Raw genomic sequence first — 25,035 nt, forward strand, 5'->3', positions numbered from 1 at the left:
CATGCAGCGCAGGTCCTGGTCCGCTCCAGCGCACGGCACCACGTTGCTGGCGTGGCGCAACCTTACCAGCGACCGTTCACGCTTCGTCGTCACCCTCATCGGCGTCGTCTTCGCAGTGTTGCTGATGGGGGTCGAGCTCGGCCTGCTGGTCGGCTTCGCGCGCACGACCTCGGGTATCGTCGACCATTCCGGCGTGGACCTCTGGATCGTGCCGGCGGGGACGACCAACGTCGATATCGCCGGTCGCCTCGACGAGCGTCGCCGCTTCCAGGCGCTGGCCGTGCCGGGTGTCGTCGCGGTCGATCCGCTGATGATGCAGTTCGGCTTCTGGAAGAAACCCGATGGCGGCAACGAGAGCGTCGCCCTGGTCGGCATCGATCTGCACTCGCGCCGTGGCGGGCCATGGAATCTGGTCGAGGGTCGCATCGAGGACCTGCAGCAACAGGACGCGGTGATCATCGATCGCCTGTATGCGAGCAAGCTCGGCGTCGAACGGATTGGCGATTCGGTCGAGATCAACGCCCGGCGCGCGCGCGTGGTCGGCTTCACCTCGGGGTTGCGCACGTTCACGCAAAGCCCGTACGTGTTCATGACCCACCGCAATGCCGTGCACTATTCGGGCTTCCGTGCCGACCAGACCACCTATCTTCTGGTCACGCTCGAGCCCGGTGCCGACGCCGAAGCCGTGCGCCGGGCGATCCGCGAACGTCTGGTCACGGTCGACGTGTGGCACAGCGCGGCGTTTGCCCGACAGGCACAGAAATACTGGCTGATCACCACGGGAGCGGGTTCGGCACTGCTGCTCTCGGCGCTGCTCGGTCTCGTCGTCGGTGTGGTCATCGTCGGCCAGACCCTGTACGCGACGACGGTCGACCGCCTGCCCGAGTACGCGACCCTGCGCGCAATCGGCGCGCCGGCGGCCTATCTCAACCGCGTGATCCTCAAGCAGGCCGCGATCAGTGCCCTATTGGGTTTCGGCATCGGCACGCTCGCGGTGTATGCGCTGGTCGCGGCCACGGCCTCAAGCAACGTTGCGGTCATCATGCCGGCCTGGCTGGTCCTCGTGCTGGCACTGCTGACCATTCTCATGTGCGCGTTCGGCGCGCTGATCTCGGTGCGTCGCCTCGTGCGCATCGACCCGACCAGCGTGTTTGCATGAGCGCCGCGCCGGTCGTGCGCCTCGAGGAGGTCGGTGTGACCTATGGTCGCGGCGTGGCTGCATTGCGCGCGCTGAATGGGATCACGCTCGACATCGACGCCGCCGAAGTGACCTTGCTGCTTGGCCCGAGCGGATCCGGCAAGACGACGTTGCTGCAGGTGATGGGCTGCCTGCTGCGCCCGACCACGGGACGCGTCGCCCTGCTGGGGCGCTCGCTGGCGGACGCCACGCCTGAGGCGCTCGCGGCACTGCGGCTGGCCCACGTCGGTTTCGTGTTCCAGCACTACAACCTGTTTCCGACCCTGCGCGCCTGGGAGAACGTCGCCGTCGCTCTCGACCTCAAGGGCCTCGCGCCGGCCAGCCAGCGCGAAGAGGCGCTTGCCCTGCTCGAACGGCTCGGCCTCGATGATCGCGCGACGCATTTCCCGTCGGAACTCTCGGGAGGCCAGAAGCAGCGTGTCGCGATCGCGCGTGCGCTGGCCGGCACGCCGGGCCTGATTCTCGCCGACGAGCCGACCGCGGCACTCGACAGCCGTACTGGTCAGGACGTCGTGGCGACCTTGCGCGACCTCGCCCACAACGACGGCTGTGCCGTCGTCATCGTCAGTCATGACCCGCGCGTCGAGCGTTTCGCCGACCGCGTGCTGCATCTCGAGGACGGGCGTGTGCTCGACGACCGTCGCACGCATCCCAATGAGGCATCATGAGGCCCATGCCGCACCTCCTTTCCATCCGTGCCGCCATCGTCATGGCCGCGCTTGCCGTGACAGCGTGCTCGCCTGCGCGTGATTCCGCCGCACCGGCATCGCGTGCTGCGGCGTCGCCGACGATCCTCGCCGCCGGGGGCCTCGTCGAGCCCGCCAGCGAGGAGCGCATCATCATCCCGCAGTTGTCCGGACGGCTCGCGCGCGTGCATATCGAGGAAGGTGACGTGGTCCACGCGGGCCAGCTCATTGCCGAGATCGAGAACGCCGAGTACCGCGCCGCCCTCGATGCCGCAATTGCCCAGGTCGCGTTGCGCGAGGCCGAGCTTGCACGCCTGCGCAACGGCGCACGCCGCGAGGAACTCGCCGAAGCAGCCGCCGCGCTCGCCGCGGCGCAGGCGCGCGAAACGCTCGCGAAGGCGGACCGCGAACGCATCGAGCCGATGCTCGCGCGCAAGTTGGCGAGCCAGGCGCAGGTCGATGCCGCGCGTGCGCAGGCCGCCGCCGCGACGGCCGAACGCGACCGCGCCGCTGCCGCGCTGGCCCTGCTGCGTGCCGGTGCGCGTACGGAAGACCTGGCCATGGCCGAGGCGTCTCTCGCCACCGCACGCGCCGAGCGCGATCACGCGCAGGCGCTGTTCGACAAGTCGCAGATCCTCTCGCCGATCGACGGCCGCGTGCTCAAGCGCGACCTGCGCGAGGGTGAGACCGTCGTCGCCCTGTCGCCGCTGCCGCTCGCCCGGCTCGGCGATCTCACCCGGCGCACCGTGCGTGCCGATATCGAGGAACTCGACATCGGCCGTGTCGCGGTCGGGCAACGCGCGCACGTGAGCAGCGACGCATTCCCCGGGCAGCGCTTCGAGGGCCGCGTGGCGCGGGTGAGCCAGCGCATGGGACGACGCAACCAGACTTCCGGCGATCCGGCCGAGAAGCAGGACGCGAAGATCCTCGAGGCGCTGATCGAACTCGACGGCGAACCGCCGCTGCCGGTCGGCCTGCGCGTCGACGTGTTCATCGAAGCGCCGGCGCGCTGATCTACACTGCGCGCATGCCCGCCCGCCCCGCTGACCTGCCGAAGCTGCTCGCCGCGCCTGAACTGAAGCCCGTGTGGCTGATCGCCGGCGCCGAGCACCTGCTCGTGCTCGAGGCGGCCGACCGCCTGCGCGCACGCGCCAAGGAGCTCGGTTACCTCGAACGCGAGGTGTTCGATGCCGATGCACGCTTCGATTGGAACGAACTCGCCGCAAGCGGGCAGGCGATGTCGTTGTTCGCCTCGCGCCGCCTCATCGACGTGCGCCTGCCGACCGGCAAACCCGGCAAGGAGGGTGCGGCCACGCTCGCCGCCTGGGCAGCGTCACCGCCGCCTGACACCGTGCTGATGGTCACCGCGCAGGAATGGAGCAAGCAGCACGAAGCGGCCTGGGTGAACGCCTTCGAGCGTGCCGGCGTGGTGATGCCGATATGGCCGCTGCGGCGCGAGGAGATGCCGGCCTGGATCGGCTCGCGCTTCGCCGCGCGCGGCGTCAAGGCCACGCCGGATGCGGTCGAGCGCCTCGCCGATCGCGTCGAAGGCAACCTGCTCGCCGCCGCGCAGGAAGTCGACAAGCTCGTGCTGCTGCTGGATGGCGCGCTGCTCGACGTCGACACGCTCGAGGCCAGCGTCGCCGACGATGCGCGCTTCGATGCGTTTCGCCTGACCGATGCCGCGCTGGGCGGCGACGCCGCGCGCGCCTTGCGCATCGTCGCCGGCCTCAAGGCCGAGGGCGAAGAAGCGATCCCGCTGGTTGGCTGGGTGTTGACCCAATTGCGCGCCCTGCATCGGCTGTCGACGGCTGGCACGAACCTCGCCCAGGCGTTTCGCAGCGAGCGCATCTGGGACGCGCGCCAGCCGTTGTTCCGGCGCGCGCTCAAGGCCGGCGACACCGCGCACTGGGAACGCTGCCTCGTGCAGGCCGCGCGCATCGACCGCATCGCCAAGGGCCGTGGCGACGGCGACGTCTGGCGCGAGATCGAGCGCCTCGTCGCGGCGATCGCCGCGCCACGCCGCACCGCCGAACTCATCGCGCGCTGATGCGCCCGCTGGCGATCCTCGGCGGCACCTTCGATCCGGTCCACGTCGGTCACCTGCGCGTGGCCTGGGAAGCCGCCGACGCACTCGACGCGGAGGTGAAGCTCGTGCCGGCGAACGTACCGCCGCATCGGCCACAACCGGTGGCCACGCCGGCTCAGCGCGTGGCGATCCTCGAGGCCGCGCTGGCCGGGCAGTCACGCCTCGGTCTCGACCTGCGCGAACTTGCACGCAGCGGGCCTTCGTACACGATCGACACGCTGGCCGAGCTGCGCGCCGAGATCGGTGCGCGTCCGCTCGTGCTGTTGATCGGCGCGGACGCCTACGGCCACCTGCCGACCTGGCACCGTTGGCACGATCTGTTCGGGTACGCGCACATCGGCGTGCTGACGCGCGGCGGTGTTCACGCAACCGTACCCGACGAGCTCGTCACCGAAGTCGCCGGGCGTCGCGCGATGGATGTCGCCGACATCCGCACCACCGCGGCCGGCCATGTCATCGACCTGCCGGTGACGGCACTGGCGATATCGGCCACGCGCATCCGTACCCTGCTTTCGGCGGGCGCGGAACCGCGCTGGCTGGTGCCGGATGCGCTGCTCGCCGATCCGGCGCTGCTGGCGCCGTATCGCGTGGCCAGGCAGGAATCGACCTCAGGAACCACCCGCAGGAACCACCCGTAGGAACCGCCCGCAGGAACCGCCCGCAGGAACCGCCCGCAGGAACCACCCGTAGGAACCACCCGTAGGAACCGCCCGTAGGAACCGCCCGTAGGAAGCGGCCGTAGGAAGCGGCCGTAGGAAGCGCCTGTAGGAAGCGGCTTCAGCCGCGATGCCCCTGCCGTACAACCCCCCACCGAAGAAGCATCACGCCCGAAGGCGTTTCCTACAACGCGTCGATGCAGAATAAGCATCACGCCTGAAGGCGTTTCCTACAGGCACCAAACCCACCCCACCCCGCAGGAACCACCCGTAGGAACCGCCCGTAGGAAGCGGCTGTAGGAAGCGGCCGTAGGAAGCGCCTGTAGGAAGCGGCTTCAGCCGCGATGCCCCTGCCGTACAACCCCCCACCGAAGAAGCATCACGCCCGAAGGCGTTTCCTACAACGCGTCGATGCAGAAAGAGCATCACGCCTGAAGGCGTTTCCTACAGACACCAAACCCACCCCGCAGGAACCGCCCGCAGGAACCGCCCGTAGGAAGCGCCTGTAGGAAGCGGCTTCAGCCGCGATGCCCCTGCCGTACAACCCCCCACCGAAGAAGCATCACGCCTGAAGGCGTTTCCTACAACGCGTCGATGCAGAAGAAGCATCACGCCTGAAGGCGTTTCCTGCAACGCGTCGATGCAGAAGAAGCATCACGCCTAAAGGCGTTTCCTACAACGCGTCGATGCAGAAGAAGCATCACGCCCGAAGGCGTTTCCTACAACGCGTCGATGCAGAATAAGCATCACGCCTGAAGGCGCTTCCTACAACGTCGCCCTTCGCGGGAAACGATCTCAGGCCGCGGCAGCCTGCTTCGCGGTTGCGCTGAGGCGCGGTCCTTCGACGAGGGCGCGGCGCACGCCGTTGACGAGCAGGTCGACCTCCGCGCTGGTGACGGCGAAGTGCGGGGTGAAGCGCAGCGAGTTGGCGCCGCCGTGGATGACCCCGTAGCCGTGTTCGCGCAGCCACTCCTCGGTGCTGTTGGCGCCATAGCACTTGAAGACCGGCGCCAGCTCGCACGAGAACAGCAGGCCGGTGCCCTGTACCTTGGTGATCGTGCCGGGCAGTTCCGCGGCGAGCGCCTCGAGCTTCTGCACGAACTCGCGGCCGCGCGCGCGGATGTTTTCGCGCAGGGCCGGGGTGAGCTGGTCGAGCACGGCACAGGCAACGTCAAGCGCGCGGGGGTTGGTCGTCATCGTGTTGCCGTAGATGCCCTTGCGGTACAGCGCGGCAGCGCGGTCGTTGACGGCAAGTACGGACAACGGGTACTGGCCGGCATTGAGTGCCTTGGAATAGGTTTCCATATCGGGCGCCTCGATGCCCTCGAAGCCGGGATAGTCGACGATCGAGAGCACGCCGTGCGCGCGCAGGCCGGCCTGGATCGAGTCGACCAGGAGCAGGCTGCCGTGCGCTTTCGTCAGCTCGCGCGCGGCGTTGTAGAACTCGACCGAGACTGCACGACCGGGGTCGCCTTCGCCCATCACCGGCTCGAGGAACATCGCCTCGATGAAACAGCCGTTGCGGTCGGCATCGGCGAACACCTGGCGCAGTTCGGCGACATCGTAGGGTGTCACGGTGATCAGGCTGTGCTCGTCGCGGAAGCTGGCGAGGTGCTGCTGGTAGGCCTTGCGCGAGGAGTCCGAATACAACGCAGGGCGTTCGGTGCGGCCGTGGAAGGCGCCCTTGACGGCGATGCGTTTGATCTCGCGGCCGGCGTATCGTGCGCCGGTGTCGGTGAGCAGCTTGGCGTTGACGTCGGCGATGCGCGCGGCCAGCGAGACCGACTCCGAACCCGAATTGAGACAGAGCAGTTTCGCGTAAGGCGAGCCGCCGCGGGTATGGCCGAGCTCGCGCTGGATCGCTTCGGCGAAACGCAACTGGGCCAGATTCGGCGTCATCACGTTGGCCATCACCTGCGGGCGCATCAGTGCCTCGAGCACGGCCTTCGGTGCGTGCCCGAAACCGAGCATGCCGTAACCACCGGCATCGTGAATAACCGCACCCTTAAGGGTGACGATCCACGGGCCGCGCGCGGCGAGGGCGACGTAGGGATTCACGCCGTCGTCGGGATAGAAGTTGACGTAGCTGGCCTGCACGAGATCGATCTGCGTGGCCTCGTCGAGCGCGACCAGTTCCGGCTGGCTCGAGCGCAGGGTGAGGAAGGCTGCATGGGCCGCCTCGATGGCTTCGACAAGCTCCGCATGTGATGCGGCCATGGTGGCGACGACCGCGTCGGCCAGCCCCGGTGTGCGTATGGCACCGCCGGCGTTGCGCATCTCGTCCAGTTTCGTCTGCAGGGCGTTCATGGCGATCTCCCAAAAGCACAGGCCCGCGCCGTGTCCGTCGCGGGCCTTGTGTCGTTAGCTATTGATTGAATTGAAAAAACGTGTGCGAAGGTTACCACGGCAACAGAATCGGCGGTACCCCTTCGAGTGTGGTTGCGGGGACGGTTGCCGTTGTTTCCCGCAGGAGCCCGTTCACGGGCGATAGGGCGCGGGTCCGGGCTGGCGAAAGGCATCGCCCCTGAAGGGGCTCCTGCAGCGGCGGTGGCGGGGCGGAAACGAAACGCCCGTCGGGAGACGGGCGTTTCCGGGATGTTGCGGTTTGCGCAGCGCAGATCAATCCCCGCCGAAGCCGTCGGCGAACAGGCGGTCGGTAGCCAGCCGCACGACGAAGCCGTCATGGTCGGAAACACCGACGGCGTTCGTGCTGAGGCGGATGGTCTGGTCGGCGGCGTCGAGGTTGGCGCGACCGTAGGCGAAGCCGGCAAACCAGTGACGTGCGGCCGTATTGAGCAGGGCGTGGTCGAGCACCTGCGTGACCGGCACGTCACGTCCGGTGTAGCCGAACACCGCGCCGAAGTTCTCGGTGAACAGGAACGAGTACTGCTCGTTCGCCGGCAGCGAGGTCACCGCGTTCCACAACGGTGGCGAAACGATGTTCGGGCTGGCAAGGTCGATGACGTTCTTGTCGTCGTCGTAGGTGCCCTGGATGAGGCCGGTCATGTGCACGAAGCCGTCACTTTCGACGTAGTCGTTGAAGTCGCCGATCACGAGCAGCGGTCGGTCGGCGGCCTGCTGTTGAATCTCCTGCACGCGCAGGGCCATCGACCTTGCCTGGTTGAAGCGCTTGAGGCGGTTGCGATCGACATTGGCCTGGGTGCAGTTCGAACCGGTCGGCCGGTCGACGCAGCTGCGCGACTTCGGGTGCACGACGAATACGGTGAACGGCTGGCTCTGGAACGTCGCTTCGAGGCGCAGCAGCGGACGATCGTGCAGGGTGTCCATGGCATTGTCGTCCGGGTCGAACCACAACTCGTCCTTGTCGAGCTGGGTGACGACGACATCGCCGACGCGATCCGCGCGGACGAGGTAGCCGACGTCGATACCGCCGATGTCGTTGCCTTCTTCGAGGTAGGCCGTGTAGGTCACGCCGTGGTCGCTGCCGATCTTCGTGGCGAGCAGTTGCAGCACGGCGAGGTTCTCGACCTCGACCATGCCGAGCACGTCTGGCAGTTCGAGCACGTTGCCGATGTAGTCGGACAGGCGCGCAAGCTTCAGGTCCAAGGCGGCCTGATTCGGCTCACCGCCATCGCCGCAGGTTCCAGTCGTGTTGTTCGGGTCGGTGTCGCACAGGCGCAGCACATTGAAACCGCCGATGCGCAGCTCGGCACTGCCCTGGCCGGCTGGCACGGCGCGTGGTACGGGTGCCGCTTCGATCACGCTGAACGTGGTCGGCAGGAAGTCGTAGTCGCCGAAACTGAAGGTCAGCACGCCGGTGGCGCTGAAGCGCGTGCCGCCGGTGATTTCGGTATTGGCCGGCACGGCACCGAGCGCGTCGGCATCCAGTTCGAAGATGTGCGGATTGCCGCTGAACCTGCCGGCTGCTGGGTTGCCGACACCCGGAACCAGCGGATACAGCGTGCCGGGGCCGCGCAACGAGCGCTCGGGCCCGGCCGAGACGAACACCTGGCCGTAGTTGTCGGTGCTGAAATACTGGTTGCCGCGCGCGACGATGCCTTCGGCGATGTTGATGCGCATGCCTTCGAAGCATTCGAGGTTGCTCAGTGTGCCGCAGCTCAGGTTGTCCGGGTCGGGCGAGGGCGTGGCCGCGTCGAACTCGATCGCCGCCGGCAGAGTGTTGCCGCTGCTGGTCACGACGAGGCCGCTGACCGAGGTCAGTTCGGTCAGGTCGAAGTACTCGGTGACCGTGCCGAAGAGGGTCACCGCGTCGCCGACGGCGACGGTCGGCGCGCTGCCGGTGAACGCGTAGATGCCTTCCGAGGTCAGCGGATCGTTGTCGGTTGCGTCGTCGGGCGTCTGCATCCAGAAGCCCTGCGGGCCGATCGCGGTGACGATGTTGCCCTCGGTGCGCGCGCGCTGGCCGACGATCGGCGAGGCGAGGCCCGAGCCCTGGATCTGGTGGATGGCATAGGTGGCGATGTCATCGTCCTGGATCGTGCCGGTCGCGCTCAGCGTGGCCGGAACGGCACCGCTGATGCCGGTCAGGCTCAGGCTGAACGTGCGGTTGGGTTGCGGCGTGGTATTGGCGATCACGTCGATGGTGATCGTGGTCGAGGCGTTGCCCGCGCTGATCGTGCCGTTGCCGCTGCTGGCGACGTAGTCGGTACCGGCGATGGCCGTGCCGTTGGCGGTCGCGTAGGCGAACGTGACATCGCTGGCCGGGGTCGTGCTCAGCGAAACGGTGAACACGAACGGCGTGGTGCCGGTATCGCCTTCGGGCAGGCTGACGTTGGCCATCGAGGCGGTCGGCAGGGCAGGGCCGCCGCAGAGGTTGGTTGGCGACTGGGAATTGCGCGGATTCACCGGTCCGGTAGTGAAGTCGGCGCCGTTGTCGTCGCTGTCGGTGCAGCCGCCGTCGAGGCGTGAGATCGAGGTCGTGTTGCCCGGTGCCGGCGCAGGGGCCGCGCCTTCATGGAAGTTCGCCGTGCCGAAGCCGACGAGATCGACGATCTGGCCGAGCTGGGTCGGGTTGCACGCCGTCGAGCCGCCATTGCAGGCGATGTTGCTGTCCACGTTGGCGAGGATGACCTTGCCGTTGGTGGAGTTCATGGCCGAGGTGCCGGTTGCATCGGGCGTCGGCAACGGGGCGCCGTTGGTGCCACCCGACATCTGCACGAGGTAGTAGCCGCCCGGCGGGATACTGCCGGTCAGCGTCGCGCCGATGGCGAAGTTGCCGTTTCCGGTGGCGCTGGTGTACTGCACCGACCAGCCGGCGAGGCTTTGCGCCGTCGCGCCGCGGTTGAAGAGTTCGACGAAATCATGGGTGTAGGGGGCGCCGCTGTTGCCGCCGCCGCCGTAGACCTGACTGATGACGACCTGCGCCGAGGCGCCGGCCGATGCGCCGGCGAGGACGAGCGCCGCGCCGAAAAGCTTTATGGACCGCAACATGTGAATTCCCCGCTGATGGACCGGACCGGACACGCTAGCCGGCAATTTTGACACAGGCATGTCGGTGCTGTCGGACGGGCCAGGGCGGCCCAGGTCGCTGCCATGGTTCACGCAGCCTCATCCAGATTCGGGCACCACATGCCCTCGGATGCGAGGATTCCCCGGCGTTGTGCGCATGACCTGTCGGCCGTCTGCTTGTCCCACCTGTGCGCATCCGGGGCGGCGATGTCCATGCGCTTCGTCAATGGCTCCTGCGGAGGCGCATGCGGAACCTGGTTTCGTGGCGGCGATGTCGGTAGTCACAGCGCCGGATCACCCGCTCGACCAAGCCGGTCCGGGTGCCATGCCCCGGATGCGCATGTCTGTTCCGAGTGCATTCCGTCAAAATGAAATCGAATCATATGGACGTCTATACGTCTTGACGGCCGAAGAGACAGTGACTAGAGTGCGCCCACTCATCGAGATCGGCGGAGGGGCTGGCCCTGCGATGCCGAGGCAACCACGGCCTGATCGCCGCACGGTGCCAAATCCAGCGGGAACCTTCCCGGGAGATGAGCCGCCGCCGCGCATGCTGGCTGCCGCTCCCGCCACCGAACGGAGAGCAGCATGGCCGCCACCCCAGAAAAATCCTCCGCTGCAGGGCATCCTGCGCGCATCATCCGCGAGCGCGGCGTGTTGCGTCTGCCGCCGTTCGTGCTGTGCTCGGGCGAGCGCCTCGTTGGCGGCGAACTCGCGTGGCAGGCCTGGGGGGCGCATCAAGCACCGGTCGCGATAGTCCTCGGTGGCATTTCGGCGGGGCGCGACATCGGCACCTGGTGGTCGACGCAGTGCGGCCCGGGTCGCAGCCTCGATCCGCAGCGGCTGCGTCTGGTCTCAATCGACTGGCTCGGTGGCGCGGATGCCTCCACCGGACCGCGCGGCGATGCCGCGTTTCCGGCCATCGATACTCTCGACCAGGCACATGCGCTCCTCGCCCTGCTCAATCATCTCGGCGTCGCCCGCGTCGAGGTGATCGTCGGCGCCTCGTACGGTGGCTGCGTGGCCCAGCATCTCGGCGTCCTGCTCGGCTCACGTCTCGGGCGCCTCGTGGTGATCGGAGCCGCACACCGCGCCAGTCCATGGGCATTGGCTCTGCGCCATCTTCAACGTGCCGGCATTGCCGCGGCCGGCCATGATCGCGCGGCGCGTGGTGAGGCCTTGCGCCGCGCACGTGCACTGGCCGTACTCGCCTACCGCACGCCCGATGAACTCGAGGCACGCTTCGGCGAAGCCGATGCGCAGACCGGCGTGCTCGGCTGGCTCGATGCGCATGGCGAGCGCTTCGCGCGGCGTTTCGATACCGAAGCATTCCTGCGTCTGTCTGCATCGCTCGATGCACATGTCTGTGCAGTCGAGGCCATTGTCGCGCCGACCACGCTGGTCACCTTTGTCGAGGACCTGATCGTGCCGCCTGCACTGGTCGAGGCCTGCGCGCGGCGCATCGCCGGTGCGCGCCTTGTCGCGCTGAACTCGCGCTATGGCCACGACGCATTTCTCAAGGAGGTCGCGGCGGTCGCCGCCGTCCTCGACGATGTGATCAACACGGAGTGTCCGGCATGAGCACGCGCGCGGCGGCGACGATAGCAGCGAGGGCAGGGGTCGACATCGATCCGGCACATGGCGCAGTGATGCCGCCCCTGTACCTGTCGACCAACTACAGCTTCGCCGGCTTCGGCGAAAAGCGCGCCTATGACTACTCGCGCTCGGGCAATCCGACCCGCGACGTGCTCGCGGGTGCCCTGGCCGAACTCGAGGGTGGCGCCGGTGGTGTCGTCACCGCGACCGGCATGGCCGCAGTGACGTTGGTCGCGGCCCTGCTCGAACCGGGCGACCTGCTGGTTGCGCCGCACGATTGCTATGGCGGCACCTGGCGCCTGTTCGATGCCCAGGCCAAGCGTGGCCTCTACCGCGTCGCCTTCGTCGATTTCCACGACCCGCGCGCGCTCGCGACCGCGCTCGCCGAGTCGCCGAAATTGGTCTGGATCGAGACACCGTCGAATCCGTTGCTGCGCCTCACCGACCTGCGCCACGTGATCGAGGCCGCGCACGCGGCCGGCGCGCTCGCGGTGGTCGACAATACCTTCCTGTCGCCGCTGCTGCAGCAGCCATTCGCGTTCGCCGCCGATGTCGTCGTGCATTCGACGACGAAGTACATCAACGGCCATTCCGACGTGGTCGGCGGCGCAGTGCTGTGGCGTGACGCCGCGCTCGGAGAACGCCTGGCGTGGTGGTGCAATTGCCTGGGGCTGTCGGGAGCGCCGTTCGACAGTTATCTGACCCTGCGCGGTCTGCGGACATTGAAAGCACGCTTCGCGGTGCACGAGGCCAATGCACGCGCCATTGCCGGCCTGCTCGCCTCGCACCAGGCCGTGCGCATCGTGCACTGGCCCGGGCTGGCCTCGCATCCGGGCCATGCATTGGCGAAGCGCCAGCAGGCCGGCTTCGGCGCGATGCTGAGTTTCGAACTTGAAGGCGGCTCGCCCGCGGCGCGCGCCTTCGTCGAAGGGCTCGAATGTTTCACCCTCGCCGAATCGCTTGGTGGCGTCGAAAGCCTGGTCTGCCATCCGGCCGGCATGACCCATGCGGCGATGGCGCCGGCCGCGCGCGAACGCGCCGGCATCGGTGACGGCCTGCTGCGCCTGTCGATCGGCATCGAGGACGAAGCCGACCTGCTCGCCGACCTCGCCGCCGCGCTAGAACGCGCACGCCACGCCACCTCGCCTCGTGCGGTCTCGGCTGCCTGACGCCCCGGGGTGGTCTCCTCTGCGCCGCGCGTCAGGCCGACGTGTGTGGATCGAGCAGATCGGGCGGCAGGCGGAACTCGGCGGCGAAGGTCTGCAGGAAGGCGTGCATGGCCGTGCTCTTGCGCCAGAGCATCGCAATCGAGCGGCTCGGTGCGTCGCCCGCAAACTCGATCAGGCGGATGCGTTCGGTGGGCGGTACCGGTGGTTTAACCGCGAGCGTCGGCAGCAGGGTCACGCCGACGTTGGCCGCGACCATCTGTCGCAGCGTTTCGAGGCTGGTGGCACGGAAGCCGCTGCGCTCGCCGGCACCGGCGAGGCGGCAGACCTCGAGTGCCTGGTCGCGCAGGCAATGGCCGTCTTCGAGCAGCAGCAGGCTCTGGTCGGCGAGATCATCGAGGGTCAGGCTGTGCCGCGTGGCGAGTTCATTGCCGGCCGGCACGGCCAGCACGAACGGCTCATCGAACAACGGTTCGGCATGCAACTGGCTGTCGTGCACGGGCAGGGCCAGGATGCCTGCATCAAGGCGCCCTTCGCGCAGCTGGCGCAGGATGATCTCGGTCTTTTCCTCGACCAACAGCAGTTCCAGGCGTGGAAAACGCGCCTGCACGCGCGGGATCACATGCGGCAACAGGTAGGGGCCCAGCGTCGGGAACAGGCCGAGGCGCAGCGTGCCCGATTCCGGATCGATCGTGCGCCGCGCGACCGCCTTGATCTGCTCGACCTCGTTCAGCACCTCGCGGGCACGTCGGGCGATCTCCTCGCCAACCTCGGTCAGCAGCACCTTGCGCGGCGTGCGCTCGACCAGGGCGACGCCGAGTTCGTCTTCGAGTTTCTTGATCTGGGTGGACAGGGTGGGCTGGCTGACGAAGCTCGCCTCGGCGGCGCGGCCGAAATGCTTGTGCTCGGCCAGGGCCACCAGGTAGCGGAGATCGCGCAGGTTCATGCGCAGGATGATCGGGTGCACACCGACCACTTGCAATTGCCCAGACCTGCCCCATCTGCTGCAGGGTGACGGATGGCAGTGCCCATCCGACGGTCAGAACGGCGTCGTACCCTCCCCTCCCCACGGCGTCGTTCGGCGGCGGTCCATCCTCCCCGGTGGCCGCCGCCACCTTTTTCCATCTGGCGACAAAAGACCGCATGCGGTGCAGCGGGTACAATGCCGGGATGCGAAAACCTCCGACGATCCTCGCCACGCGTGCCGTGGAAAAAAGCCGCTTCCTGCGCGCCGAACAGGTCGACCTCGAGTTCTCCAACGGCGAACGCCGCACGCACGAGCGCCTCAAGGGTTCGGGGCTCGGTGCGGTGGTGATCGTGCCGATGCGCGACGACGACACGGTCCTGCTCGTGCGCGAGTACGGCACAGGGCTGGGTCGCTATGAACTCGGCTTGCCGAAAGGCCGTCTCGACCAGGACGAGACGGTCGAGCAAGGTGCCTGCCGTGAACTAAAGGAAGAGATCGGTTTCGGCGCACGTGAACTGCACATCCTCGGCAGTCTATCGTTGGCCCCGGCGTACATGAGTTCGATGACCCATGTCGTGCTTGCCCGCGACCTCTACCCCGAGCGCCTGCAGGGTGACGAGCCCGAGGAACTCGAAGTGGTTCCGTGGAAGCTCAGCGAACTGCATCTCCTGTTGAACGAGCCCGAAGTCAGCGAGGGGCGCTCGATCGCCGCGCTGTTCATCGCGCGCGAATACCTGGCCGGCCGCTACCGGCCCTGCCCGTGATCGACGCGGCCCTCGTCGCCGGCGTGCGTGCGATCGCACACCGGGCCGGCGCAGCGATCCTCGAGGTCTATGCTGGCAACTTCGACGTCGCCCGCAAGGACGATCGTTCGCCACTGACCGCGGCCGACCTCGCCGCCCATCACCTCATCGTCGCTGGCTTGCGCACGCTGACGCCGGACCTGCCGGTACTGTCCGAGGAGTCGGCCGGGGTGGCCTGGGCCGAGCGCTCGCGCTGGACGCGCTACTGGTTGGTCGATCCACTCGATGGCACGCGCGAGTTCGTCAAGCGCAATGGCGAGTTCACCGTCAACATCGCCCTCGTCGACCGACATCGGCCGGTGCTCGGTGTGGTGCAGGTGCCGGTGAGTGGCGCCATCGCCTGGGCCAGTTCCGGGCAGGGTGCATGGCACGCCGTGGCCGATGGCGAGCCCCGTCCCTTGCGCGTGCGTGCGCGTGCGAACCCGCTGGTCGTCGCCGGCAGTCGCTCGCACGGCGACGCGCGTCAGGCTGGTTTGCTCGAGCGTGTCGGCGAGCACGTGCTCGTACCGCTCGGCTCGTCGCTGAAGTTCCTGCGCATCGCTGCCGGCGAGGCCGACCTGTACCTGCGTCTCGGCCCGACGTCGGAATGGGATACCGCCGCTGCGCAATGCGTGCTCGAGGAAGCTGGTGGGGCCGTGCTCGACCTGGCCGGCCGCGCGCTTGCCTACAACACCCGCGACTCCCTGCTCAATCCTGAATTTCTCGCTTGCGGCGACGCAAGCACCGACTGGGCGCAACTGTTCGCTGCCCATTGATCCGCATCCACGAAACGGAGTCCGCGATGGCCACGATCGACGACCTCATTGCCATCATGGCGCGCCTGCGCGACCCGGAGCGTGGTTGCGCCTGGGACGTCAAGCAGGATTTCGCCTCGATTGCCGCCTACACGATCGAGGAGGCCTACGAGGTCGCCGACGCGATCGATCGCAAGGACTACGCGGATCTCTGCGGCGAGCTCGGCGACCTTTTGTTGCAGGTCGTGTTTCATGCGCGCATGGCCGAGGAAGCCGGGCACTTTCGCTTCGCCGATGTCGTCGAGGCGATCTGTACCAAGCTCGTCGAGCGCCATCCTCACGTGTTCGGTGATGTCTCCGTCGAGGATGCCGATGCCGCGTTGGCCGCATGGGAGGCGATCAAGGCGCAGGAGCGTGCCGCGCGCGGCGAGAGCGATGCCAGTGCGCTGGCCGGCATCACGCGTGGCCTGCCCGAATGGCAGCGCGCGCTAAAGCTGCAGAAGCGCGCCGCCTCTACCGGCTTCGAATGGCCGGACATCGGGCTGGTATTCGCCAAGCTGGATGAGGAAATCGCCGAGGTGCGCGCCGAGATAGCCGCCGGCGCCGACAAGGCGCGCGTGACCGACGAGATCGGCGACATGCTGTTCGTCGCCGTCAACCTCGCCCGCCATGCGCGCGTCGATCCTTCCGCCGCGCTGCGTCAGGCCAACGCCAAGTTCGAGCGTCGTTTCCGTCGCATGGAAGCGCTTGCCGCCAGCGCTGGTGGCCTCGGCGGCCGGCCGTTGGCCGAGCAGGAAGCGTTGTGGAAGCGGGCCAAGGTCGAGGAGGGCAGCAGCCAGGAGTGAGGGTGCATCGTCGGTGGCCTGGGGATACTCTGATCAATCCCGCAACGGCGTCGACGATCATTCCCGGCAGGGCATCCCGACCGGCGTCGGCGCCACGAAGCGGATCCCATGCAGGCTCCTCCCGCGGCCAGGTCCTGCGGCTGTTCCCCGCAGTGCGGCCCTGCGGCAGCCTCCCCGCAAGAGGGAAGGTTCCGCGAAAGGCGCTGCTGCGGAGCACGGCGTGTCCTGGTAGCGCCTTCAGCCGCGATGCGGTTTCGCCTACGAGTGGTTTCGCCTTCTACGCTGTAAACCATTCGCGCTCCCGCCGTATCCCATCGGCGTCCTCAACCGGAGATCCGCCATGTACCGCCTGATCCTCGCTTCCACTGCTCTGTTGATCGCATCCACTGCCGTAGCCGATGACTGCAAGCACCAGGCCGCGCGCAATCTCGACATCGATGCGACGGGCCTCAAGACCCTTGCGATCGAGCCGGGTTGGTCGGACATCAAGCTGCAGGGCGTGGCCGGACTTGCTCGCATCGAAGTGCGTGGCAAGGCCTGCGCATCGAGCACCGAACGGCTCGAAGGCATTCGTCTGCTCGAGCGGCGTGACGGCGATCGCGTGGTCGTGCGCGTTGAGTACGAAGCGGGTTCGTGGTCGCTGATTGGTTATACCTACGCTACGCTCGGCCTCGAAGTGCGCATTCCTGAAACGCTCGCGCTGGAGATCTCCAGCGGTTCGGGTGACGCAGTCGTCGCCGACGTGGCTTCCCTGGACTGGAATGCCGGCTCTGGCGATCTCGAGGTACGCAAGGTTGCCGGCCTGCTGCGCGCCAAGGTCGGTTCGGGAGATGTCGATGCCCGTGATGTCGGTGCGTTCACGCTCGCCTCGACCGGCTCCGGCGATTTCAGGGTTGAAGGCGTGCGCGGCGATGTCGAGGTCGGCAGCGGTGGTTCGGGTGACCTGACGTTCCACCGTGTCGACGGCTCGGTGCGCATCGGCAATATCGGTTCCGGTGACGTGGAGCTGCACGACATCGGCGGCAGCGTGACGGTCGAGTCGATCGGCTCCGGCGACGTCAGTGTCGACGGCGTACGCGGCGACCTGACGGTGACAGCGCAGGGCAGCGGTACCACCTCGCACCGCAACGTTGCCGGCAAGGTCGACGTGCCAGCCGATGACTGATGCGGCGACTCAGGCGGCCTTGAAGGCGCCGTAGCGGCGCAGGCGCTGGTAGCGCTGCTCGAGCAGGGTGGCGGTGTCGAGACGCTTGAGCGCCTCGAGCTGGCCGAGCAGGACGGCCTTGAGGCGCACCGCCATCGCGCGCGGGTTGCGGTGCGCGCCGCCGAGCGGTTCACGCACGATCTTGTCGATCAGGCCAAGTTCGAGCAGGCGCGGTGCAGTGATGCCCAGTGCCTCGGCAGCGTCCCTGGCCTTCTCGGCGGTCTTCCACAGGATCGACGCGCAGCCTTCCGGCGAGATCACCGAGTAGGTCGAATACTGCAGCATGATCGTGCGGTCGCCGACGCCGATCGCCAGCGCGCCGCCGGAGCCGCCTTCACCGATCACCGTGCACAGGATCGGGACCTTCAGTTCGGACATCTCCAGCAGGTTGCGTGCGATTGCCTCGCTCTGGCCGCGCTCTTCGGCACCGACGCCGGGATAGGCACCCGGCGTGTCGATGAAGGTCAGGACCGGCAGCGCATAGCGTTCGGCCAGCTTCATCAGGCGCAGCGCCTTGCGGTAGCCCTCGGGGCGCGGCATGCCGAAGTTGCGACGGATCTTGGTCTTGGTGTCGCGACCCTTCTGGTGACCGATGATGACGAAGGATTCGCCATCGATGCGGCCGAGGCCGCCGACGATCGCGGCATCGTCGGCGAAGGCGCGGTCACCGGCCAGTTCGTGGAACTCCTCGCACATGACCTTGACGTAGTCGAGCGTGTACGGACGCGCCGGATGGCGGGCCAACTGGGCGACCTGCCACGGGGTCAACGCGCGGAAGATCTCGGCCGTGCGGACCTTGAGCTTGTCCTGCAGCTTGCCGATCTCGTCCTCGATGTTGAATGCCTGGTCGTGGCTGGCATGGCGCAGCTCTTCGATCCGGGCATCGAGTTCGGCGATCGGAGCTTCGAATTCGAGGAAGTTCGGATTCATTCCGCGACGTTTGAATGACAGGGCGCGGAGTATAGCCCGTTCCGGTCGGGCATCGCGGGGGCGGCGCGGGGCTGCCGTCCCGCGGACGGATCGCGACTGCCGCCGCGACCCGTCTGCTGCCGGCGGTCAGAAGCGCATGTTGAGGCTCAGCCAGAGGTTCCGCGACTTGTCCTTGTTGTTGTAGTCGTCGGTGTAGCTCGCCGTGTACGAACCGTTCGCGGCCTGCACGAACTCGGTACGGAAACTGGTGAAATCCTGGTCGAGCACATTGTTGATGCGCCCGGCGACACTGACGTGGTCGTTGACGCGGTACTGCGCAGCGAGATGGAAGACGTCATAGCTCTTGTAGTATCTCGGGTTGCCATCGGCGTCGACCGAGCCGCGGTAGCGCTTCGAGCGCGCTTCGCCGATCAGTTGGGCGCTTAAGCGTTCGCTGATCGCCCAGTCGAGGCTGGCATTGGTCATGTGCTTGGCCGCTTCGGTCAGCGGCAGGCCCCTGGTGGCGCCGCTCAGGCGTTCGCTGTCGGTCCAGGTGTAGTTGGCGCGGAATGCCAAGGTGTCGGTGATGCCCCAGCGGCCGGCCAACTCGACGCCCTTCACACGCGCCTTGTCGACGTTGACCTTCTGCGTCCAGGTCGTGTAGCCGAGTGCCTCGTAGTCGCCGAGGTTGACGCAGGGGCGAACGCCACCGGTTGCCGCGCAGGTTTGCGTGGCCTCGCCATTCTCGATCTTGTCCTTGAAGTTGTTGTGGAAGAACGTCGCATTGAAGTTGTGGCGACCGTCGATCGATGACCAGTACGCGGCGATCTCGCTGTTGACGCTGGTTTCCGGTTCGAGGTCCGGGTTGCCGGCGAACGGCAGCGTGCCCTGGCCGCCGAAGCCGGTGATGCCGTCGTAGAGGTCGGTGGTCTTGGGTGTCTTGTAGCCGGTGCTGATGCCGCCCTTGAGCGTCCAGGTCGGGCTGAGCGTGTACACGCCGTACAGGCGTGGGCTCACGTGGCCGCCGAACATGTTGTGGTCGTCGTAGCGCAGGCCGCCGGTGACGGTCAGCGCCTCGGTCGGGGTCCAGTTGTCCTCGGCGAACACGCTCCACATCTCGTGCTCCTGCACGGTGCCGCGGCCGTTGCCGCTTTCCATGCCGAACACGCCGTCCTCGAGTTCGCCGTCGATGATCTGGCCACCGATCACGAAATGGTGCTGCCCGCCCCAGCCATCGAACGGCATGTCGAGCTTGCCGTCGAGCGTGTACTGGCGGCTTTCCATGACGCGCTTCGGGCGCGGCAGGAACAGTTCCGCCATCAAGGCTTGGCGTTCGGCGACGCTCATGCCGGCGTATGCGCCGGTACCGCGGAAGATCTGTTCGTGTTGCAGGCGCTCGGCGACGGTGAACGGGAGCGTGCGGCCGTGATTGCCGGTTTCGATGTGGGCGAGCGAGAGGAAACTCGTACCGAACGACCAGTCGCCATGATGGGTGACCGACCACTGGTCACGCGTGAAGCGCTGCTCGTCGGTGTAGCCGACGCGCGGACCCGAGCGCCACAGACTCGAGCTGTTGACGGCGTCGACGGTGCCGAGCGGATACGAAGTCGTGCCGAGGTTGTTGGTGTACGGCGTGTTGTCGTAGACCTGTTCGGACGTGTCGTAGTCGAAGGCGAATGCCTGGTTGTCGGTCGGCTTCCAGCTCAGCGTCGCGCCGAGGCTCTTGTTGGTGTTGTCGACGGTCTTGCCGCCGCCGCCGAAACCAAGCGAACGCTCGTGCGGCGCGCCGGACGGATCGTGGATGATTTCGTACTCGGGCGTGGACGAATCACGCTGGTACCACGAGCCGCGCAGGCCGACGCCGAAGCGCTCGCTGGCGAGTGGTCCGAGCACGGCGAAGTCGAAGGTGCGGTCGGTGCCGAACTCGTCGTTTTCCTGGAAGTTGTGCGTCGCCGTGGCCGAGCCGTACCAGCGGTCGGCAACCTTGCGCGTGATGATGTTGATGACGCCGCCGAGCGCGTCCGCACCGTACAGGGTCGAGGCCGGCCCGCGGATCACCTCGATGCGATCGATCATGTCCAGCGGTGGGATGTGATTGAACTGGTTGCCGCCGAACGCGTTCGGGTAGATGTCGCCGTGGTTGTTCTGGCGCTTGCCGTCGATGAGGATCAGCGTGTAGTCGGAGCCCATGCCGCGCACGCTGATCGTTTTCTGGCCGGTCTTGTCCGAGGTCTCGCCGACATCGACGCCCTCGAGGTCACGCACGGCGTCGATCAGGGTCATGTACGGGCGCTTCTGCAACTCTTCGTGCGTGATCACGCTGATGCTCGCCGGCGCGTCGGTGATCTTCTGCTCGAAGCCCGAGGCGGTGACGACGACCTGGTGCATCTGCACGGCGTCGGAGTCCGAAGGCATGTCGTCGGCGAAGGCGACGGGTGCGATCAGGGCGAGCGCGATCATGGTGGCGAGCGGCCGGCGGGACAGTGGCGCGGCGTTGCTTGGAGTCATTGTTGTTGTTTTCCGGAGGATTGGGACGACAGCGCGCTTCGGCGCTGCCGTGGGGCAGGGGAACGAGTGGAAAGGGAACGGCTGCGGCGTCGTCAGGCGGAGGGTGGCGCACCGCCGCGACAGGCATGCAGGTGGATGTGCACCGGGGCTGGCCGGAGGTCGCCACCGAAGGGCGGGCAGGCGGGCGGGTGGCCGGAATGTGGACGCGAGTGGCGCATCGGAGCCGTGTCGGGCGGGCCCCCTTGGCCCGGCGTTACGGAAAACTAATGTAAATCATTCTCGTTCGCAATCGGTCAGGCTGTCGCAGGGGTGTCGGGACCGGCCATGCGACGCCGCGCGCGGAAAAACCGGCCGTGGGAGCCCGTTTACGGGCGATGCTCTTCGGCAACAAAGGCATCGCCCCTGCAGGGGCTCCTACCGGAAAAGCGGCGGACAACGCGTCAGGCGTTGATGCCGTACAGGCAATCCGCGTCGAGCACCCCTTCGAGAGTGCCGAGCGCTTCGATCAGGGCGGGGCTGGCGCGCACGCGCCAGTCGGGACCGAGTTCGACTTCGCCGCGGCCCTGGGCGTTGCTGAAGCTGATGCGTACCGGCGTGTTGCCGCCACGGTGTGCTTCGAGCATGCCGTGCAGGCGCGCAGCAAAGTCGCGGCCGATGCCGTTGACCGTGAGGCGCAGCACGCGTGCCTGGCGTTCGACCGCACTGTCGAGCGGCGACACCCGCTGGGTGCGCAACTGGTAGTTGCCGCTGAAGTCGTCGATGGAAAGGGTGCCCTCGAAGACGAGAATCGCGTCGCGTGTGATCAGCGGGGCATACTCGGCGAACGTCTCGTTGTAGAGCACGGCTTCGAAGCGTCCCGACCAGTCCTCGACCTGGACGAAGGCGCGCTTGTCGCCCTGCTTGCGCAGGCCGGTCACCGAGCCGGCGAGGGTGAAGGCCTGGCGATCGCCGTAGCGGCTGCGCTCGCCCTGCCGCTGCGCTGGCTTGTAGTGCTTGTCGAGTTCGCCATTCGGGCAGGTGACGACGCGCGCCAGCAGCTCGCGCCAGGCATCGGTCGGATGACCGCTCAGATAATGGCCGAGCGTGTCGCGCTCGCCGGCGAGGCGGCGGGCGGCGGGCCAGTCCTCGATCTCGGCCAGTACGATCCCGGCTGCGACCGGGCTGCTCGCGCCGAACATGTCGTTCTGCCCGGCCTGTGCATTGCGCGCCTGCTGCTCGGCAGCGCGCATCGCTTCGGGCAGTTGCGCCATCAGGCTGGCGCGGTTGCTGGCCAGTGCGTCCATCGAACCGCTGAGGATCAGCGCCTCGAGCGTGCGCTTGTTGATCTTCTGCGCATCGACGCGGTGGCAGAAATCGGCGAGATCGTGGAACGCGCCGCCACGCTGGCGTGCCTCGACGATGTTCATCACCGCGCCTTCGCCAACGCCCTTCACCGCGCCGAGGCCATAGCGGATCGTGCGCGAGGCGCCGCCGTCGGTGTCGGGCAGGGCTTCGAACATGTAGCTCGAGGCGTTGACGTCCGGCGGCAGCACGGCCAGCCCGAGCGCGCGTGCCTCGGCGAGGAAGTTGACGACCTTGTCGGTGCTGTCCATGTCCGACGACAGCACCGCGGCCATGAACTCGGAAGGGTGATGGGTCTTCAGCCACGCGGTCTGGTACGACACCAGCGCATAGGCCGCCGCGTGCGACTTGTTGAAGCCGTAGCCGGCGAATTTCTCCATGGTGTCGAACACGGCATCGGCCTTGGCCTCGTCGACGCCGTTCCTGGCCGCGCCCTCGCGGAAGATCGCGCGGTGCTTGACCATTTCCTCGGGCTTCTTCTTGCCCATCGCGCGACGCAGCAGGTCGGCGCCGCCGAGCGAGTAGCCGCCGACGATCTGTGCCATCTGCATGACCTGTTCCTGATAGACCATGATGCCGTAGGTCTCTTTCAGGACGGGTTCGACGCGCGGGTCGGGATAGTCGATCTCCTCGGTGCCGTGCTTGCGCCGGCAGTAGCTCGGGATCAGGTCCATCGGACCCGGCCGGTACAGCGCGCCGAGCGCGATGAGGTCCTCGAAGCGGTCGGGTTTCGCGTCCTTGAGCATGCCCTGCATGCCGCGCGACTCGAACTGGAACACGGCAACCGTCTGCGCGCGCCGGAACAGTGCATACACGGCGGGGTCGTCGAGGGCGATGCCGGTGATGTCGAGCGGCGACTCGCCGACCGCCTTGCGGCGCCGGTTGATGGCCTTCACCGCCCAGTCGATGATGGTCAGCGTGCGCAGGCCGAGGAAGTCGAACTTGACCAAGCCGACCGCTTCGACGTCGTCCTTGTCGAACTGGGTGACCACGCCGCTGCCGCCGGCTTCGCAGTAGAGCGGCGCGTAGTCGGTCAGCGGGCCTGGCGCGATGACCACACCACCAGCGTGCTTGCCGGCGTTGCGCGTGAGGTCTTCGAGCTTGAGCGCCAGGTCGACCAGCTCGCGCACCTGGTCGTCGCTTTCATAGAGCGCGCAGAAGTCGGCGACCACACGTTCGGGTTCCTTGCGCGATTTCTCGGTGCGGCCGAGCGCGTCCTCGAGGCTGAGGTCGAGCGGACGCGCCGGTATCAGCTTGGCGATCTTGTCGACCTGGCCGTATGGCAGGCCCAGCACGCGGCCGGTGTCGCGCAGCACCGCCTTCGCCGCCATCGTGCCGTAGGTGATGATCTGGCTGACGTGGTCACGGCCGTAGGCCTCGGCCACGTACTCGATCACGCGGTCGCGCTTGTCCATGCAGAAGTCGATGTCGAAGTCCGGCATCGACACGCGTTCGGGGTTGAGGAAGCGCTCGAACAGCAGGCCATAGCGCAACGGATCGATGTCGGTGATGCCGAGCGACCAGGCCACCACCGAACCCGCGCCCGAACCACGCCCCGGGCCGACCGGGATGTCGTGGTTCTTGGCCCAGTTGATGAAGTCGGCGACGATCAGGAAATAGCCTGGAAAGCCCATCTTCACGATCACGTCGACTTCGGTCTCGAGGCGTCGTGCATAGTCGTCCGCGCCGAAGCCGGGCGCCGGCGCTTGGCGTTCGAGGCGCGCGGCCAGCCCGCGTCGTGCCTGTTCGCGGATCCACGACCCGAGTGAGTGGCCTTCGGGCACCGGGAAGTCGGGCAGGTAGTAGGTGCCGAACGACAGTTCCAGATTGCAGCGCTTGGCCAGTTCGATCGCGTTCTCGATCGCCTCCGGAGCATCGGCGAACAGCGCGCGCATTTCCGCGGGCGATTTCAGGTACTGCTGTTCCGAGTACGGGCGTGGGCGTTTCGGGTCGCCGAGTACGCGGCCGCCGTGGATGCACACGCGCGCCTCATGGGCCTCGAAGTCATCACGGGCGATGAAGCGCACGTCGTTGCTGGCGACCGCCGGCACGTCGAGTTCGCCGGCCAGGGCGAGCGCGGCGTTCGTCCATGCATCGTCCTCGCTGCGACCGGCGCGCACCAGCTCAAGGTAGAAGGCATCGCCGAACACGCGCTGCCAGTCGCGCACGCAGCCACGTGCGGCATCGAGGCGGCCGGAGACGAGCAGGCGCCCGGGTTCGCTGTCGCGCCCTGCCAGTACGATCAGGCCCTCGGCGGCCTCGTGCAGCCATGCGGCCTCGATCACGGCATGGTCGCCGTGACGGCCTTCGGCCCAGGCCCGCGAGACCAGGCGCGAGAGGTTGCGGTAGCCACCGCTGTCTCGGCACAGCACGGTCACGCGAAACGGATGTACGCGGTCCTCGGGATTGGCCAGCCACAGGTCGCTGCCGGCAATCGGCTTGAGTCCGGCCTTCTCGGCGGCCCGGTAGAACTTGACCAGGGCGAACAGGTTGACTTCGTCGGTCAACGCGACCGCGGGCATGCCGGCGGCGACGCAGGCCTCGACGAGGGCATCGATGCGGATCGTCGAATCAACAAGCGAGTACTCGCTGTGGACGTGCAGGTGAACGAAGCCCGCGGACATGGCGGTGATGACACGGAAGGAGGGAACAGGGTAGCGGCGGCCACCAGGGGGGACAAGCTTGCAGTCGGTGCCCTGTTGTGCGTCATGCCGCGAAGGGCTGGGCATGCTCCGATCTGTTCCACAGCGGCGTCACCACCTCCGCAAGTTCGCAGCGCAGTGGGCATGGCGAAGTGCAGGCTGGCGGCCTGGGCGAGCCGCGCAGGCCGCGCCGCCGGCCTTGCGGATGTCACCCCGTCATATCAAGAGGTTGGTGCCGCTGTGGACTGGAGCAGGGCATGC

17 protein-coding genes and 1 riboswitch are annotated in these 25,035 nt (G+C 67.3%); of the genes, 11 read left to right on the top strand and 6 right to left on the bottom strand.

What is annotated here, in order from left to right:
* Position 1 precedes the first annotated feature (1 nt).
* The 5 genes from KF907_RS12095 to nadD are packed head-to-tail and all read left to right on the top strand — an operon-like array spanning position 2 to position 4,611.
* Positions 2-1,159 carry an ABC transporter permease gene (locus KF907_RS12095; RefSeq protein ID WP_291220703.1) on the top strand — a complete coding sequence of 386 codons (1,158 nt, stop codon included), beginning with the start codon at positions 2-4 and terminating at the stop codon, positions 1,157-1,159.
* A complete protein-coding gene (locus KF907_RS12100; RefSeq protein ID WP_291220704.1) occupies positions 1,156-1,866 on the top strand; it encodes an ABC transporter ATP-binding protein in 711 nt (236 codons plus the stop codon). The genes KF907_RS12095 and KF907_RS12100 overlap by 4 nt, the downstream gene beginning before the upstream one ends.
* Before the next feature lie 5 nt (positions 1,867-1,871).
* Positions 1,872-2,897, top strand: coding sequence for an HlyD family secretion protein (locus tag KF907_RS12105; protein ID WP_291220706.1), 1,026 nt, complete (start codon positions 1,872-1,874; stop codon positions 2,895-2,897).
* Positions 2,898-2,911: 14 nt separating this feature from the next.
* Positions 2,912-3,934, top strand: coding sequence for a DNA polymerase III subunit delta (gene holA / locus KF907_RS12110; RefSeq protein WP_291220708.1), 1,023 nt, complete (start codon positions 2,912-2,914; stop codon positions 3,932-3,934).
* A complete protein-coding gene (nadD, locus tag KF907_RS12115) occupies positions 3,934-4,611 on the top strand; it encodes a nicotinate-nucleotide adenylyltransferase (RefSeq protein ID WP_291220709.1) in 678 nt (225 codons plus the stop codon). Before holA ends, nadD begins: the two co-directional genes overlap by 1 nt.
* 813 nt (positions 4,612-5,424) lie before the next feature.
* On the opposite strand, the gene KF907_RS12120 is transcribed toward nadD, so the two are convergent.
* Together KF907_RS12120 and KF907_RS12125 are read right to left on the bottom strand one after the other, a co-directional pair.
* Complete coding sequence (locus KF907_RS12120) at positions 5,425-6,936, bottom strand: aminotransferase class III-fold pyridoxal phosphate-dependent enzyme (protein ID WP_291220711.1); 1,512 nt, start codon at positions 6,934-6,936, stop codon at positions 5,425-5,427.
* Between the two features lie 312 nt (positions 6,937-7,248).
* The gene (locus KF907_RS12125; RefSeq protein WP_291220714.1) at positions 7,249-10,041 is read right to left on the bottom strand and encodes a lamin tail domain-containing protein; all 2,793 of its coding nucleotides are present in this window, start codon (positions 10,039-10,041) and stop codon (positions 7,249-7,251) included.
* 452 nt (positions 10,042-10,493) lie between these two features.
* Positions 10,494-10,599: riboswitch (SAM riboswitch) on the top strand.
* A gap of 48 nt (positions 10,600-10,647) precedes the next feature.
* Here KF907_RS12125 and KF907_RS12130 point away from each other — a divergent pair.
* Both KF907_RS12130 and metB read left to right on the top strand, forming a co-directional pair.
* Positions 10,648-11,640 carry an alpha/beta fold hydrolase gene (locus KF907_RS12130; protein WP_291220716.1) on the top strand — a complete coding sequence of 331 codons (993 nt, stop codon included), beginning with the start codon at positions 10,648-10,650 and terminating at the stop codon, positions 11,638-11,640.
* Positions 11,637-12,824 carry a cystathionine gamma-synthase gene (gene metB, locus KF907_RS12135; RefSeq protein WP_291220718.1) on the top strand — a complete coding sequence of 396 codons (1,188 nt, stop codon included), beginning with the start codon at positions 11,637-11,639 and terminating at the stop codon, positions 12,822-12,824. The genes KF907_RS12130 and metB overlap by 4 nt, the downstream gene beginning before the upstream one ends.
* A gap of 31 nt (positions 12,825-12,855) precedes the next feature.
* Here metB and KF907_RS12140 read toward each other — a convergent pair whose 3' ends face one another.
* Positions 12,856-13,767 carry a LysR substrate-binding domain-containing protein gene (locus KF907_RS12140; RefSeq protein ID WP_291220720.1) on the bottom strand — a complete coding sequence of 304 codons (912 nt, stop codon included), beginning with the start codon at positions 13,765-13,767 and terminating at the stop codon, positions 12,856-12,858.
* Between the two features lie 224 nt (positions 13,768-13,991).
* Between KF907_RS12140 and nudE the strand changes: the two genes are divergently transcribed.
* The 4 genes from nudE to KF907_RS12160 all read left to right on the top strand — a co-directional run bounded on the left by nudE (position 13,992) and on the right by KF907_RS12160 (position 17,335).
* Positions 13,992-14,552 (top strand): ADP compounds hydrolase NudE, encoded by a 561-nt coding sequence (gene nudE, locus KF907_RS12145; RefSeq protein ID WP_291220722.1) that lies wholly within the window; start codon positions 13,992-13,994, stop codon positions 14,550-14,552.
* The gene (gene cysQ / locus KF907_RS12150; protein WP_291220724.1) at positions 14,549-15,346 is read left to right on the top strand and encodes a 3'(2'),5'-bisphosphate nucleotidase CysQ; all 798 of its coding nucleotides are present in this window, start codon (positions 14,549-14,551) and stop codon (positions 15,344-15,346) included. The genes nudE and cysQ overlap by 4 nt, the downstream gene beginning before the upstream one ends.
* Positions 15,347-15,372: 26 nt before the next feature.
* Positions 15,373-16,170 (top strand): nucleoside triphosphate pyrophosphohydrolase, encoded by a 798-nt coding sequence (gene mazG / locus KF907_RS12155; protein WP_291220726.1) that lies wholly within the window; start codon positions 15,373-15,375, stop codon positions 16,168-16,170.
* A 340-nt stretch (positions 16,171-16,510) separates the two neighbouring features.
* Complete coding sequence (locus KF907_RS12160) at positions 16,511-17,335, top strand: DUF4097 family beta strand repeat-containing protein (protein ID WP_291220728.1); 825 nt, start codon at positions 16,511-16,513, stop codon at positions 17,333-17,335.
* Between the two features lie 9 nt (positions 17,336-17,344).
* On the opposite strand, the gene KF907_RS12165 is transcribed toward KF907_RS12160, so the two are convergent.
* From KF907_RS12165 to dnaE, 3 genes are all read right to left on the bottom strand, one after another.
* Positions 17,345-18,304, bottom strand: a complete 960-nt coding sequence (locus tag KF907_RS12165) for an acetyl-CoA carboxylase carboxyltransferase subunit alpha (RefSeq protein ID WP_291220729.1) — start codon at positions 18,302-18,304, stop codon at positions 17,345-17,347.
* Positions 18,305-18,430: 126 nt separating this feature from the next.
* A complete protein-coding gene (locus KF907_RS12170; RefSeq protein WP_291220731.1) occupies positions 18,431-20,791 on the bottom strand; it encodes a TonB-dependent receptor domain-containing protein in 2,361 nt (786 codons plus the stop codon).
* A 440-nt stretch (positions 20,792-21,231) separates the two neighbouring features.
* A complete protein-coding gene (gene dnaE, locus KF907_RS12175) occupies positions 21,232-24,756 on the bottom strand; it encodes a DNA polymerase III subunit alpha (RefSeq protein WP_291220733.1) in 3,525 nt (1,174 codons plus the stop codon).
* Positions 24,757-25,035 lie beyond the last annotated feature (279 nt).

This window comes from Dokdonella sp. (genome assembly GCF_019634775.1).
In the GTDB taxonomy this organism is placed as follows: Bacteria; Pseudomonadota; Gammaproteobacteria; order Xanthomonadales; family Rhodanobacteraceae; genus Dokdonella.